The organism is Streptomyces sp. NPDC060209, from assembly GCF_042728155.1.
Taxonomy (GTDB): Bacteria; Actinomycetota; Actinomycetes; order Streptomycetales; family Streptomycetaceae; genus Streptomyces.
In genome coordinates this window covers 1-14016 of sequence record NZ_JBHWZS010000226.1, presented here as the reverse complement: position 1 = coordinate 14016, position 14016 = coordinate 1, and the positions used below count along the sequence as shown (strand labels likewise).

At 70.2% G+C, this 14016-nt stretch carries 14 protein-coding genes; 7 read left to right on the top strand and 7 right to left on the bottom strand.

Going from position 1 to position 14016, the window contains the following annotated elements:
* Positions 1 to 30: 30 nt before the first annotated feature.
* Together ACFWFI_RS31550 and ACFWFI_RS31545 are read right to left on the bottom strand one after the other, a co-directional pair.
* Positions 31 to 2154: an FG-GAP repeat domain-containing protein gene (locus ACFWFI_RS31550; protein WP_387396793.1), complete on the bottom strand. Its 2124-nt coding sequence runs from the start codon at positions 2152 to 2154 to the stop codon at positions 31 to 33.
* A gap of 51 nt (positions 2155 to 2205) precedes the next feature.
* Positions 2206 to 3117, bottom strand: a complete 912-nt coding sequence (locus ACFWFI_RS31545) for an NYN domain-containing protein (protein WP_387396791.1) — start codon at positions 3115 to 3117, stop codon at positions 2206 to 2208.
* A 209-nt stretch (positions 3118 to 3326) separates the two neighbouring features.
* On the opposite strand from ACFWFI_RS31545, the gene ACFWFI_RS31540 reads away from it, so the two are divergent.
* Positions 3327 to 3479 carry a hypothetical protein gene (locus ACFWFI_RS31540; protein WP_175420788.1) on the top strand — a complete coding sequence of 51 codons (153 nt, stop codon included), beginning with the start codon at positions 3327 to 3329 and terminating at the stop codon, positions 3477 to 3479.
* A 111-nt stretch (positions 3480 to 3590) separates the two neighbouring features.
* Here the strand turns inward: ACFWFI_RS31540 and ACFWFI_RS31535 are convergent, their stop codons facing one another.
* From ACFWFI_RS31535 to ACFWFI_RS31525, 3 genes are all read right to left on the bottom strand, one after another.
* Positions 3591 to 4196 (bottom strand): MarC family protein, encoded by a 606-nt coding sequence (locus ACFWFI_RS31535; RefSeq protein ID WP_383115942.1) that lies wholly within the window; start codon positions 4194 to 4196, stop codon positions 3591 to 3593.
* 115 nt (positions 4197 to 4311) lie between these two features.
* The gene (locus tag ACFWFI_RS31530; protein WP_387396789.1) at positions 4312 to 5178 is read right to left on the bottom strand and encodes a PHP domain-containing protein; all 867 of its coding nucleotides are present in this window, start codon (positions 5176 to 5178) and stop codon (positions 4312 to 4314) included.
* Positions 5179 to 5273: 95 nt separating this feature from the next.
* Positions 5274 to 5918, bottom strand: a complete 645-nt coding sequence (locus tag ACFWFI_RS31525; protein ID WP_387396787.1) for a DUF6758 family protein — start codon at positions 5916 to 5918, stop codon at positions 5274 to 5276.
* Between the two features lie 157 nt (positions 5919 to 6075).
* Here ACFWFI_RS31525 and ACFWFI_RS31520 point away from each other — a divergent pair, with 157 nt between their 5' ends.
* Entirely contained in the window at positions 6076 to 7308 is a 1233-nt protein-coding gene (locus tag ACFWFI_RS31520) for an MFS transporter (RefSeq protein ID WP_387396785.1), read from the top strand.
* A 94-nt stretch (positions 7309 to 7402) separates the two neighbouring features.
* Here ACFWFI_RS31520 and ACFWFI_RS31515 read toward each other — a convergent pair whose 3' ends face one another.
* The gene (locus ACFWFI_RS31515; RefSeq protein WP_387396782.1) at positions 7403 to 7987 is read right to left on the bottom strand and encodes a suppressor of fused domain protein; all 585 of its coding nucleotides are present in this window, start codon (positions 7985 to 7987) and stop codon (positions 7403 to 7405) included.
* A 413-nt stretch (positions 7988 to 8400) separates the two neighbouring features.
* Between ACFWFI_RS31515 and ACFWFI_RS31510 the strand changes: the two genes are divergently transcribed.
* The gene (locus ACFWFI_RS31510; protein ID WP_387396780.1) at positions 8401 to 9516 is read left to right on the top strand and encodes a magnesium and cobalt transport protein CorA; all 1116 of its coding nucleotides are present in this window, start codon (positions 8401 to 8403) and stop codon (positions 9514 to 9516) included.
* A 12-nt stretch (positions 9517 to 9528) separates the two neighbouring features.
* A complete protein-coding gene (locus ACFWFI_RS31505) occupies positions 9529 to 10047 on the top strand; it encodes a hypothetical protein (RefSeq protein ID WP_387396778.1) in 519 nt (172 codons plus the stop codon).
* A gap of 8 nt (positions 10048 to 10055) precedes the next feature.
* On the opposite strand, the gene ACFWFI_RS31500 is transcribed toward ACFWFI_RS31505, so the two are convergent.
* Positions 10056 to 10808: a hypothetical protein gene (locus ACFWFI_RS31500; RefSeq protein WP_387396776.1), complete on the bottom strand. Its 753-nt coding sequence runs from the start codon at positions 10806 to 10808 to the stop codon at positions 10056 to 10058.
* A 173-nt stretch (positions 10809 to 10981) separates the two neighbouring features.
* On the opposite strand from ACFWFI_RS31500, the gene ACFWFI_RS31495 reads away from it, so the two are divergent.
* From ACFWFI_RS31495 to ACFWFI_RS31485, 3 genes are read left to right on the top strand one after another with little or no spacing between them, the layout of a single operon-like run.
* Positions 10982 to 12256, top strand: coding sequence for a magnesium transporter MgtE N-terminal domain-containing protein (locus ACFWFI_RS31495; RefSeq protein ID WP_387396774.1), 1275 nt, complete (start codon positions 10982 to 10984; stop codon positions 12254 to 12256).
* The gene (locus ACFWFI_RS31490; protein WP_387396773.1) at positions 12246 to 12824 is read left to right on the top strand and encodes a DUF1003 domain-containing protein; all 579 of its coding nucleotides are present in this window, start codon (positions 12246 to 12248) and stop codon (positions 12822 to 12824) included. Before ACFWFI_RS31495 ends, ACFWFI_RS31490 begins: the two co-directional genes overlap by 11 nt.
* Before the next feature lie 25 nt (positions 12825 to 12849).
* Positions 12850 to 13983, top strand: coding sequence for an Mrp/NBP35 family ATP-binding protein (locus ACFWFI_RS31485; protein WP_387396772.1), 1134 nt, complete (start codon positions 12850 to 12852; stop codon positions 13981 to 13983).
* Positions 13984 to 14016: the final 33 nt, after the last annotated feature.

Sequence of the window (14016 nt, the reverse complement as noted above, 5' to 3'; positions counted from 1 at the left end):
GATCTGTGCCGCCCCGGGAGCTCCGCTCGGTCAGCTCACCTGGGTGAAGGGCTTCCAGCCGGAGCCGATCTTGACGCCGGCCCGGACACCACCGGAGCCGTTCCCGTCGTAGCGGTACAGGTCACCGGCGGTGGTCCGCGCGACGATGTCGTCCGTACCGTCGGCGGTGAGGTCGCCGATGCCGACGATGTCCGCCATGCCGTTCCAGCTGGAGCCGATCTTGACGCCGGCCCGGACACCACCGGAGCCGTTCCCGTCGTAGCGGTACAGGTCGCCGGCGGTGGTGCGGGCGAGGAGGTCGCCGACCCCGTCCTTGTTGAGGTCACCGGCCCCCACGATGGTCAGGGACTTCCAGCCGGTGCCGATCCTCCCCGCCCGGGTGAGCTTCCCCGCCTCGGTTCCGGCGTACATGTACAGGTCCCCGGTCGAGATCTGGCGCGCGATCAGGTCGGGGCGTCCGTCACCGTCGAGGTCTCCGGAGTAGGAGAAGCCGTCGAAGCCGTTCCAGCCGGTGCCCACCGGGGCGGAGGGCGACGTGGGGGTGACGACGTCCCCGCAGTCCGGTGTGTAGCGGTTCAGCGCGCCCGTGCTGTCGCGTACGAGCGTGTCGTTGCATCCGTCCCCGTCGAGGTCCCCGAACGGGATGAGGGTGGAGGTGGTGGGCCACGTACCGCCGTCGGCCCTGGCGGAGACGATGTGGGAAGCGTTGCCCTTGTAGACGAGCAGTCCGCCCGTGGCCGTCCGGGCGTAGAGGTCGGGGAAACCGTCCGCCCCGGCGTAGTCCCGGCGCGCGGCGGCAGGCACGGCGGCCTCCAACCCGGTGCCCGCCGTCCACAGCTGGTAGCCCTGCGCCCAGACGGCCGTCGCGCCGCCGTCGGGACCGACGGCGACCTCTCCTTCGGCGTAGTCGGACGGAGCCTTGCTGAGCTTCGTCGCCGACGCCCAGACACCGTCGGTGCGGGCGGCGGTGTAGAAGGACCTGCCGTTCTCGTCGTCCTGCACCCAGCCGGCCTGGACGGTGCCGTCGGCGCCGATGTCCGCGTCGAACTGCTCGGGCACGTAGGCGCTGGACAGCGTCCTGATCCCGGACCAGTCACCCGTGGCCGCCGAGCGGGTGGACGTCCGCAGTCCGAACGCCTCGTCGTAGTCGACCCATACGAGGGTGACGTCGCCGTCCGGCCCGACCAGGGGGTCCGTGAGCTGGGCCGAGTCCCCCACCGCGGACGTGTGGAGCGCACCCCACTCGCTGCTGTCCGTCGGCCTGACCGCCGAGACGATCTCTGTCCCCTCGGCTCCCTCCTCGTGCCGGACCCAGGCCACGGCAGTGGTGCCGTCCGCCCCTCGGGAAAGGCGCGGAGCTCCTCCCTCGCCGGCCGCCGAGAGCTCCGAGGGGGCGCTCCATCCGGTGGCGCCGGCGGCCTTGCCGACGGTCTTCACCGTGCTGCCCGCCTCGACGTTGTGCATCCAGGCGACCGTGACGGCGCCGTCGGCGGAGACGGCGGCCTGCGGCCAGTAGGCGTCGGCGGCGACGAGCACGGCGGGCGCCGACCATGCCCCGTCGGGGCCGGAGCGCTCGGAGACGTACAGCAGGCTGTTACGGCCTTCGCTCTTGCGCCACACGGCCACGCTCTTGCCGGAAGGGGAACCGGCGAAGGCGACCTCGCCGACGAGTGTGTCCGTCGCGATGTCCGTGGCGGCGGACCACGACGCAGCTCCCTTGCCGAGCGTCGCCGTGCGCAGCACGGAACTGCTTCCCAGGTTGTTCACCCAGGTGACGGTGGCCGAACCGTCCGGGCCCGTCACGAGCGAAACGCTCTCCCGCCCTGCCGGCAGGACGTCCAGCACCGTGGTGGAGCCCCACTCGGCACTCGCGGCGGGGCGGACGGCGACGGACAGTTCGAGCTGCTGGGTCTCGTCCACCGTCCGGTACCAGAGTGCGACGACGCTGCCGTCCGATGTGGTCCGCACATCGACGGCTTCGACGACCTCGTCGGTGATGGTGAAAGCCGCCGGCTCGCTCCACGGCCCGGACTGGGCGGCGACCGCCGCGGGTGCGGTCGCCAGCACCATTGCGGCCGTGGCGCCCAGGCCGGCCATCCCCAGGGCCAACGTGGGTACCAGCGCAGCGGTGATGATTCTGTGACTCTTGCTCAACTCGGGTCCTCCCCCTCGCACATGTGTGCGTGAGAGTAACCGACCCGACCGTCAGTACTGCGCCTGCAGGTGCTGCCAGAAGCCGTCGCGCAGCGCCCGGCGCAGGTGGGCGTGGCCGCGCAGCGAGTGCTGGAGCAGCCGTTCGGCCTCGACGAGCAGGTCCTGGTCGACGGAGCCGGGGAGGTAGGGGTGCCCGGGCAGCAGGTCTGCGAGGGCCTCCCGGCCGCGCGAGGAGAGCCAGCCGGCGGCGATCTGCGCTCCGACGAAGCGGACGTCCTCGCGTGCGGGGGCCGGGCTGTCGTCCTCGTACATCGTGACGGAGCGCCGGGTCACGTACGGGCGGCAGAAGTCGAGGTCGAAGGTGCGCTGGCTGTCGACCTCCCACAGCAGTGGCTCGGCCTGGTTACGGCCTTCGCCGGCCTCGATGCCCCAGAGGTGGACGCGGGCGCCGTAGCCCTGGGCGGCCTCGACCGCCGAGACCAGGTCCTCGTCGCCGCCGACGAGTGCCGCGTCGCTGATGGCGCGGTGCCGGGCGAGTGACTCGAGGTCGGTGCGGATGAGCGAGTCGACGCCCTTCTGCTGGTTGTTGGCGTTGAGGTTGCCGAGCCTGACCTTGACGTCGGGGAGCTCGGCGATGGACTGCTGCTCGACGGTGTGGATCCGGCGCCTGGCCCCGTCGTACCAGTACACGCGCAGCAGCCTGCTGTCCGCGAAGATCGTGCGGGCCTTGTCGATGAATGCCTCGATCAGCCCCTCCGCGTCCAGGTCGAAGGAGCGGCGGTCCTCGGTGCCGGTGACGAGCAGGCCGGCTGCCGCGTAGACGTAGCCCGCGTCCACGAAGATCGCGTGGGTGGAAGGGGTCTTCGACACCTCGGCGAGCACCCGCAGGAGCAGCTCGTTGGTGCGGTCCAGCTGCTCGCGGATGCCCGGTCCTTCGTCCGTCCGCGTGTCCGCGTGACTCATGCGGACCTCATTGTCCGCGCATGGCTGATTACCGACGGGTACTTAGACATCCAAAAAATTTCCTTAGCGTAGGGAATGTTTGCGATAGGCAAGCCGTTGTACCCCCTGTGGAGCGCGGGACGCAGGCGTCTTGCGCTCCCATCCTTGCGGACGGCCAGCCCGTCCTCCCAGTAGTTCTCCAGCAGGAGGATCAGACGAAGGGAAGCCATATGCGCTTCGAGATCATGCGACTCGACGATGTCGACGGTACCGCCGTGGACAGCACCGTCGTGGACGCCGCCTCCGTCAACCGGATCGTGCAGCAGGCCGCCTCGATGGGCCAGCGCATCTACATCCGGCCGGCCGACACGTCGGCTTCGTAACACCTTGCATCGCTTCGTGTCGCTGATTTCGAGCGAATGACGAGCTGAAGAAGACGAAGCGCCCCCGCACGGAAGGCCTGTGCGGGGGCGCTGTGCGTCCGGACGCGGGCCTCAGGAGTTCTGGATGACCTGCGTGACGCCGTTGATGATCTGCTGCACGGCGATGGCCGAGAGCATCATTCCGGCGAGCCGGGTCACCAGGACCACGCCGCCGTCCTTGATCACGCGGATGATCAGCAGCGAGTACCGCATGGTGACCCAGAGCACGAGATGCATCGCGACGATCGCCGACCAGACCGAGATCTGACCGGCGGTCCCGTCGGCGTTCTGCACCGCGAGAATCACCGAGACGATCGCGCCGGGGCCCGCGAGCAGCGGCATGCCGAGCGGCACCAGCGCCACGTTGACGTCCTTGGTCTGCGTCGGCTCGTCCGTCTTGCCGGTGAGCAGGTCCAGCGCGATGAGCAGCAGGAGGAGCCCGCCCGCGATCATCAGCGCGGGTACCGAGACATGCAGGTAGTCGAGGATCTGCTGGCCGAGCAGGCCGAAGACGGCGATCACGCCGAAGGCGACGGCGACGGCCTGCAGGGCCATCCTGCGCTGCACCTTGGCGGGGCGGCCCGCGGTGAGGGCCAGGAAGATCGGGGTGATTCCGGGCGGATCCATGATCACGAAAAGGGTGAGGAAGAGGGATCCGAAGACAGCGATGTCGAACACGGTGAGCCTTGCGAGAGAAGAGCGGGCCGAACAGGAGGATGCGCGCGCCGGCACGTCACGAGGACACCGGGCGCGCGAGGACGCGACGGAGAGGAAGGGGAGGGAAAGGGCCCCGTTACGCGGGGAGCGGTCCGCCGGCGCCCGGCACGGGGAACGCTCCCGTGGCGCGCCGGGTGATCTCGCCGTAGATCTCGGGATCGGTGGTGTACTCCCCGAGCCGGACGGTCTTGCGGGTGCCGTGGTAGTCACTGGACCCGGTCGGCAGCAGCCCCAGCTCGGCGGCGAGCCCCCGCAGCCGGGCCCTCGTGGGCTCGTCGTGGTCCATGTGGTCGACCTCGATGCCGTCCAGCCCGGCTTCGGCCAGCCCCGCGATCACTGATTCGGGGACCACCGCACCTCGTTTGACGGCGAGCGGGTGGGCGAAGACGGTGACACCACCCGCGGCCTTGACCAGGCGGACAGCGTCGAACGGGTCGAGCTCGTGCTTGTCGGCGTACGCGCGTCCGCCGTTGCCGAGCCAGGCCGAGGTGAAGGCGTCGGAGACCGTGTCGACGACCCCCAGCTCCACGAGCGCGGTCGCGACGTGCGGGCGGCCGACGGACCCGTCCCCGGCGATCCGCGCGACCTGCTCCCAGGTGATCGGAACGCCCAGCTCCTGGAGCCGGACCACCATGGCCTGCGCCCGTGGCACCCGGTCGTCCCGGACGAGTTCGCGCTCACGGGCCAGTTCGGGCTCGGACGGGTCGAAGAGGTAGGCCAGCATGTGCAGGCCGACACCGTCGACGCGGCAGGAGAGCTCGGCGCCGGTGACGAGCGTGAGGCCCTCGGGAAGGGCGGCTGCGGCTTCCGCATGGCCCCCGACCGTGTCGTGGTCGGTCAGTGCGACGACGTCGAGGCCCGCCGCGGCGGCGTTGGCCACCAGCTGGGCGGGGGTGTCCGTGCCGTCCGAAGCGGTGGAGTGGGTGTGCAGATCGATGCGCACGACGCGTACTCCAGTGCTGGCGGACGGACAGGGGACGCTCAAGGGTAACCGCCGGGCGTCACCCTTCCGGCCCCGTCCTGAGCGACGCGACCAGGTCAGGGCGGTGTGATCAGCCGCGGGGTGAGCGCTCCGCACGGCAGGAGGTCCACTTCCCCGCCGGCGTCACGCAGATCGGTCAGCACCAGTTCGTCGTACATGAGGAGCCCGGACTGTTCGGGCCAGACGATCGCCCAGAGCCACAGGCCACGCGCCTCGCCCGCGAAGACCGCCCGGTCGGCGGGGGCGTCCTTGACGTGCCAGAGCGCGGTGGGGCGTCCCGCCGCGAGCACCTTGGCATCCGGGGCCGTATCGACGCGCAGGCCGGACCCGGGGTCGGGGCCGTCGATCCCGGCGTAGCGCGCGCCGAGCCCGACACCCAGTTCCTCGGCGACGAGCATCAGCTCGCCCATGCCTCCGAGCGGCCCGGGGCCCGAGCACATGACGGCGGTGGCCCTGCCACCGCTGCGGTCGTCACCCGCGTACGCCGCACCCGTGAACAGCCAGCCCACCGGGAGCGGCCAGGGCATCCACACCGGCACCTGGGCCCGGTGCACCACCACACCCAGCGCCTCGACGCTGGGTGGGACCACCGGCTGCATCGGGTGCACCTGACCGTGTGTGGAGCACTGCCAGGCATCGGCGAAAAGGCCGGGCGCCCTGACCCGGCCACCGCACTTCGGGCAACTGGGTTCGCCCCTCATAGCGCCCAACGGTCCTCTCCGGTCGTCGCCGCGTCAAGGACGATCACCCGTCCGCAGCGCGCCTCCGGCCGGCAGAGATAAATGTAGCTTGCACTTATTAGGGCGTCTAACTTATTCTTTGTATGACGCAACGACCTAGTGGAGAGCGAGAGAACCCATGCAGGGAGAGGATCCGTTCGACGAAGGGGCGACCAGCATCCTGCGTCAGCCGAAGGCCGTCTGGGCCACGGCGGGCGCCTCGGTCGTGGCCTTCATGGGGATCGGTCTGGTGGACCCGATCCTGCCGTCCATCGCCAAGGGACTCGAGGCCACACCCAGCCAGGTGTCCCTGCTGTTCACCTCGTACTTCCTGATCACCGCGGTCGCGATGCTCGTGACCGGTTTCGTCTCCAGCCGCATCGGCGGACGCAAGACCCTGCTCGGCGGCCTCGCGCTGGTCGTCGTCTTCGCCGCGCTCTCCGGCACGTCCTCGTCCGTCGCCGAGCTGGTCGGCTTCCGGGCCGGCTGGGGCCTGGGCAACGCCCTGTTCGTGTCCACCGCCCTCGCGGTGATCGTCGGCGCCGCCGCCGGCGGCAGTGCGGCGGCGATCCTGCTGTACGAGTCGGCGCTCGGCCTCGGCATGGCGTGCGGGCCCCTGGTCGGCGCCCTGCTCGGTGACGCCAGCTGGCGCTACCCGTTCTTCGGCACCGCCGCCCTGATGGCGATCGGGTTCCTCTGCATCACCGTGTTCCTCAAGGAGCAGCCCAAGCCCGCCCGGAAGACCTCGCTGCTCGACCCGGTCAAGGCGCTCGGCCACGGCGGGCTGGCCTCGGTCGCCACGTCGGCGTTCTTCTACAACTACGCGTTCTTCACGATCCTGGCCTTCACGCCGTTCGTGCTCGACATGTCGCCGTACAGGTCGGGTGCGGTCTTCTTCGCCTGGGGCCTGCTGCTCGCCGTCTTCTCGGTGCTCGTCGCACCGCGCCTGCAGCGGCGCTTCGGCTCACTGAAGGTGGTCGGCGGCTCCCTCGTGCTGCTCGCCGCGGACCTGGTCATCCTCGGATACGGCGACCACACGACGGCCATCGTCTGCACCATCGTCTCGGGCGCCTTCATCGGCATGAACAACACCGTCTACACCGAACTGGCCCTGGGCGTGTCGGACGCGCCGCGCCCGGTGGCGAGCGCCGGTTACAACTTCGTCCGCTGGTTCGCCGCTGCCGCGGCGCCCTACCTCGCGCCCAAGATCGAGGAGTGGAGCGACATCCACATCCCGTTCGTGGTCGCCGCGATCGCGGCCCTCGTCGGCGCGGTGGTGGTCTGGGTCCGGCGCTCCGCACTGACCCACGAGGCCGCGGAACTGGAGCCCCGCCACGCCGCGGAGGACGGCGTCACCGTCCTCGCCGACTGACCGGGCCGACCCGGCCGGCCCTCCCGGTCTCCCTTTCCGGCCCCGCCCGCGGTTCCCCCCTTGCCGCGCGGCGGGGTTTCCCTCACCCGGTGGCTCAGTCCAGCGGCACGGACGCGCGCAGTGGATCCCGCAGGTCCGTCCCCTGCGAGAGCCAGCGCTCCTGGAGCTCCTGCGCGCCCCTGACCCGCTTCCAGGCGGCCTCGTTGTGCGTCATCGGCAGCAGCGGAAGGAAGCGCACCGGGTCCATCGGGGCGTCCAGCTCCAGGTCTTCGACCAGGCCCCCCGGCTCGGCGACCAGGACGGAACTGAAGGGGGCCCCGGTCCACAGCGGCTGGCCGAGGTCCAGTGACGCCCCGGGGGCCACGATCAGCCCCTCGACCTGCGGGGAGGCCGCCAGTACCGCGAGCGGCCGCAGCACCTGGTCGGTGTCGGCGAGCCCCAGCCGTACGGACAGGACCAGTTCGGCGCGTGGGCCCTTCACGGGGTCGGCGAGGGGCGAGGTCGGGTCGGCCATCGGCTGGGCGGACATGCCGAGCGTGGCGTAGCGCACCACATCGCCGTCGATGAAGCGGAGCACCTCGATGCGGTCCGTCCCGAGGAACGTCACATCGGCGCGCGCGTCCGGCTCACCCAGCGCCGTACGGAGCCGGGCCTCGACCAGATCAAGAATTTCTCCCATGCCGCGAGCATAGAACGCGTCCCGAACGGGCAAAGGAAGGGATTGGCTCCTCACCTGGCTGATAGCCTGAGGCGTCGGTCGGGACAGCACGCAGAAGCGTCGCTCTCAGTCCTGACAACACGTGATCCCCCACGGGGGACCGGCCGGAGGAGGTGGGGCTGCGGTGGATCCAAGTCGACCGTGCAGTACCAACCGCCCTTCCGCACGACGCCTTCCTTCTGTGATCTGACACCCTTCCCGGACGTCAGCACGGCAGTTCGCGCACCGGAAGAGCCCCTCGTTTTTGCCTGTCTGTAGCGAACGCCGTCATCGTGCCCGCGCGGTGCCGCCCGCTTTGCGGACGTGAGCGCACGTCCCCATTCCGGGCTGTTCCACGTGCCCCGCCGACGGCCCTCCGTGAAGAGGAGCCAGCCATGTCGATGATCCGTGACCTGCGCGCCGCCGTGCGCCCGTCCCTGCGCAAGAGCAACACCCCGTACAACAGCTACGACGCCACCCGTGACCCCTCCGCCTCCAGCGCCGTCGTCGACTGCGCGGTCTACCGGGACGGGCGCCGGCTCACCGAGGTCTCCTGCCTGACACCCCGCGAGGCCATGCTGCGCGTGCGGGAGGAGGGCGGCTTCGCCTGGATCGGTCTTCACGAGCCGACCGAGGAGGAATTCGCCGGTATCGCCCGGGAGTTCGGCCTCCACCCGCTGGCCGTCGAGGACGCGGTCCACGCCCACCAGCGGCCCAAGCTCGAGCGGTACGACGACACGCTCTTCACCGTCTTCAAGACGATCCACTACGTCGAGCACGCCGAACTGACCGCGACCAGCGAGGTCGTCGAGACCGGTGAGGTGATGTGCTTCACCGGGCGGGACTTCGTGATCACCGTCCGGCACGGCGGACAGGGTTCGCTGCGCGCCCTGCGCCACCGCCTCCAGGAGGATCCCGAGCTGCTCGCCAAGGGGCCCTCCGCAGTGCTGCACTCCATCGCCGACCACGTCGTGGACGGCTACATCGCGGTGGCGGGCTCGGTCCAGGACGACATCGACGAGGTGGAGATCGACGTGTTCTCCACTCCCTCCAAGGGCAGCCCGCGCGGGTCGGACGCGGGCCGGATCTACCAGCTGAAGCGTGAGGTGCTGGAGTTCAAGCGCGCAGTGTCGCCCCTGCTGCGGCCGATGCAGCTGCTGAGCGAGCGCCCGATGCGGCTGATCGACCCCGACATCCAGAAGTACTTCCGCGACGTCGCCGACCACCTGGCCCGGGTGCATGAGGAGGTCATCGGCTTCGACGAGCTGCTCAACTCGATCCTCCAGGCCAATCTGGCGCAGGCGACCGTCACCCAGAACGAGGACATGCGCAAGATCACGTCCTGGGCGGCCATCATCGCCGTACCGACGATGATCTGCGGGGTCTACGGCATGAACTTCGAGCACATGCCCGAACTGCGGTGGACGTACGGCTATCCGATGGTGCTGGCACTCATCGGCGTCGTCTGCTTCTCCATCCACCGCACCCTCAAGCGCAACGGCTGGCTCTAATAGAGTTCGGGCATGACTGCTGCTGACGTGTTGCTTGCCCGGGCTCTCGTCGAGGAGGCCACCAAGAAGTCCGGTCTGATCTGGGTGCGGGGCACCGGGCCCTCCCGGCCGCTGTGGCACGTGTGGCACGAGAGTGCGGCCGTGCTCGTCGGGGACGGCCCCGGGGAGCAGCCGCTCCCGGCCGGGCTGGACGACGGCGCCACCGCCGAGGTCACCGTGCGCAGCAAGGACAAGGGCGGCAGGCTCGTGGCCTGGACCGCCGCCGTAACCGTGCTGGAGCCGCACTCCGAGGAGTGGGAGGCGGCGGTCGGCGAGCTCAAGGGCAAGCGGCTGAACGCCCCGGACTCCGAACAGCTGACGGAGCGCTGGGCGCGTGAATGCCGGGTCGTACGGCTGACGCCCGGCGCGTCCAGCACCGGGCATCCGGACGGCTCACTGGCCGCGCCGCCGCTGCCCACCGGGGCGACCACCCGGCGGACGGCGCCCGCCGCGCTCCCCCGGCTGCTGCGGAAGCGCCGCGGGAAGCGCTGACGGCGCCGTCAGCCGGAGGACTTGGGCAGCTCCCCGCCGTAGTCGACGGTGTCGTCCTCGGCCGGCGCCTCGAGCGCGAAGGTCTTGCCCCAGTCGGCGAGGGTGACGGTGCCGCCGCCCCCTCCACGGGCGACGCGCAGGGGATACGGAGTGCCCTGGAGGGAGACGTCCAGTGCGCCCCCCTCACCCTCTCCCCCCATGATCTGCACGGTGCGCACCCCGCCGACCGTGTCCCGGTCGCCCTTGTTGACCTTTCCGTGCAGGGTGAGCATCCCGTCGAGGAGCGTGTCCTTCTCCGTGAAGCCGCGCAGCTGCTGGTAGGTGGGGTCGTCCTCGGGGACCTTGACGTACTTGCCGTCGAGCTTGTCGGCGGCCTGGTCGCTGCCGTCGTCGCCCTGCTCGTTCTTCCAGAAGCCGGCGTCGGCCTTGAGGAAGAGTTCGTCGCCGATGCGCAGCAGCGCGAAGGTGTTCTGCTTCGAGGTGACCGATCCCGTGCCGCCCTTGCCGCTGAGCCGCATGTTCAGGGTGTACGTCCCGCCCTTGCTGACCAGTTTGCCCGTCAGCCGCACGGCGTCCGCGGCATCCGCGGCGGCACGCGCCTTCTTGTCGATCTGCGATGCCGTCAGCTTGCCGACGCCGTTGGTCCCCTTGTCCGGGTCCTCTCCGGCGCAGGCCGTGAGCGCGACGGTCAGCCCCGCGCAGAGCACCACGGCGAAAGCGGTCCGGCGACGGGCCCGGACGGCCGGGGCGGAAGAGGTCACGGGCGCACTGCCTCTCATCTGTGTGTCGGGGGTTGGCAGACGGCAGCGTACCCGTGCCGCGTACACCATTCGGCAGAGCTCCTTACGGACGGTCCGCCAGGGCGGCACGCACCGGTACGGGCTAGCCTGATCACGGCAAAGGAGGATGTGAGGGACAGAGGGAGGCGCACAGGATGGCGGCAGGCACTCCCAGGGTTTTCGTCTCGCACCTCGCCGGCGTACCGGTGTTCGACCCCAATGGCGACCAGGTCGGCCGGATGCGCGATCTGGTGGCGATGCTCCGGGTCGGCGGCAAGCCGCCACGGCTTCTCGGCATGGTCGTCGAGGTCGTGAGCCGGCGGCGCATCTTCGTGCCGATGACCCGGGTGACGGGCGTCGAGTCGGGCCAGGTCATCACCACCGGCGTGGTCAACATGCGGCGCTTCGAGCAGCGCCCGACCGAGCGACTCGTGCTCGGCGAGTTCCTTGACCGGCGGGTTCGCCTCGTGGAGACGGACGAGGAGGTGACCGTCCTCGACGTCGCCATCCAGCAGCTCCCGGCCCGCCGTGACTGGGAGATCGACAAGTTCTTCGTACGCAAGGGGCGCGGCGGGGCCCTGCGCCGCAAGGGCGAGACGCTGACCGTGGAGTGGTCGTCGATCAGCGGCTTCTCGCTGGAGGAGCACGGGCAGGGAGCCGAGAGCCTGGTGGCGACCTTCGAGCGGCTGCGCCCCACCGATGTCGCCAACGCCATGCACCACCTGACGCCCAAACGCCGGGCCGAGGTCGCCGCCGCCCTGGACGACGACCGGCTCGCGGACGTCCTGGAGGAGCTCCCCGGTGACGACCAGGTGGAGATCCTGGGCAAACTGAAGGAGGACCGCGCCGCGGACGTCCTGGAGGCGATGGACCCGGACGACGCGGCCGACCTGCTCTCGGAGCTGCCGGAGGCGGACAAGGAACGGCTGCTCGCCCTGATGCGGCCGGACGACGCGGCCGACGTACGGCGCCTGCTGTCGTACGAGGAGCGGACCGCGGGCGGGCTGATGACGACCGAGCCGATCATCCTGCGGCCCGACGCGACGGTCGCGGACGCGCTGGCCAGGGTCCGCCAGCAGGACCTGTCCCCCGCGCTGGCCGCCCAGGTGTACGTCTGCCGGTCGCCGGACGAGACCCCCACCGGCAAGTATCTGGGCACCGTGCATTTCCAGCGGCTGCTGCGGGATCCGCCGTTCACCCTGGTCAGCTCGATCGCCGACAGCGATCTCGTCCCCCTGACGCCGGACACCCCGCTGCCGGAGGTGACCAGCTATCTGGCCGCGTACAACCTGGTCTCGGTGCCCGTGGTGGACGAGAGCGGATCGCTGCTGGGCGCGGTGACCGTCGACGACGTGCTGGACCACCTGCTCCCGGAGGACTGGCGCGAGACCGACTTCCAGGGCGAGGAGGGGATCGCCGGTGGCCGCTGAGGACCGTTCGAGGGCCGTGCCGACGGGCGCGTCGGGCATCGTGCGCCCGCCGCGGCCCCGGCTCGACCTTCCCAAGGCACCGCGGCGCCGGCTGCTGCCCGAGTACGACCCAGAGGCGTTCGGCCGGTTCTCCGAGCGCATCGCCCGTTTCCTGGGCACCGGGCGGTTCATCGTCTGGATGACGCTGATCATCATCATCTGGGTGGTGTGGAACATCTTCGCGCCGGAGGAACTGCGGTTCGACGAGTACCCCTTCATCTTCCTGACCCTGATGCTGTCCCTCCAGGCCTCCTACGCGGCCCCGCTGATCCTCCTCGCGCAGAACCGGCAGGACGACCGCGACCGGGTCACCCACGAGCAGGACCGCAAGCAGAACGAGCGCTCGATCGCGGACACCGAGTTCCTCAGCCGGGAGATCGCCGCACTCCGGATGGGCCTCGGGGAGGTCGCCACCCGGGACTGGATCCGCTCGGAGCTGGAGGTCTTGGTCAAGGACATGGAGGAGCGCCGGATGCTCCTTCCCGCCGATAGTGACGAAGGCGACCGCGGAGGGGCTACCCGCCCGTAGGTACCCGCGCCGTACCATCGTCGGTATGGCTACGGAAGACGCGGTGCGTGAAGCACTGGCGACAGTGAACGACCCGGAGATCCACCGACCGATCACCGAGCTGGGCATGGTGAAGTCGGTCGAGATCGATCCTGACGGTGTAGTCGCTGTCACCGTGTATCTCACGGTTTCCGGCTGCCCGATGCGCGAGACGATCACCAAGAACGTGACCGACGCGGTGGCCCGCGTCGAGGGCGTGTCGCGGGTCGAGGTCACGCTCGACGTGATGAGCGACGAACAGCGCAAGGAACTCGCCTCCTCGCTGCGCGGCGGCACGGCGGAGCGCGAGGTGCCGTTCGCCAAGCCTGGCTCGCTGACCCGGGTCTACGCGGTCGCGTCCGGCAAGGGCGGGGTCGGCAAGTCCTCGGTGACGGTGAACCTCGCGGCGGCGATGGCAGCCGACGGGCTCAAGGTCGGTGTGGTCGACGCGGACATCTACGGGCACAGCGTGCCCCGGATGCTCGGCGCGGACGGCAAGCCCACCCAGGTCGAGAACATGATCATGCCGCCGTCCTCGCACGGCGTGAAGGTGATCTCCATCGGCATGTTCACCCCGGGCAACGCTCCGGTGGTGTGGCGCGGACCCATGCTGCACCGCGCGCTTCAGCAGTTCCTCGCCGATGTGTACTGGGGCGACCTGGACGTCCTGCTGCTCGACCTGCCGCCGGGCACCGGTGACATCGCGATCTCCGTGGCGCAGCTCGTGCCGAACGCCGAGATCCTGGTCGTCACGACCCCGCAGCAGGCTGCTGCCGAGGTGGCCGAGCGGGCCGGCTCCATCGCCGTGCAGACCCACCAGAAGATCGTCGGTGTCGTCGAGAACATGTCGGGCATGCCGTGCCCGCACTGCGACGAGATGGTCGACGTGTTCGGTTCGGGAGGCGGACAGCGGGTCGCCGAGGGGCTGACGAAGACGATCGGAGCCGAGGTTCCGGTGCTCGGGTCCATCCCGATCGACGTGCGTCTGCGCGAGGGCGGCGACGAGGGCAAGCCCGTCGTCCTGTCGGACCCGGACTCCCCCGCCGGCTCCGCGCTGCGTTCCATCGCGGACAAGCTGAGCGGCCGTCAGCGCGGCCTTTCCGGCATGTCGTTGGGTCTCACCCCGCGCAACAAGTTCTGAGCGTCCGACGGGTGGGGGCGGCCTCTTCAGGAG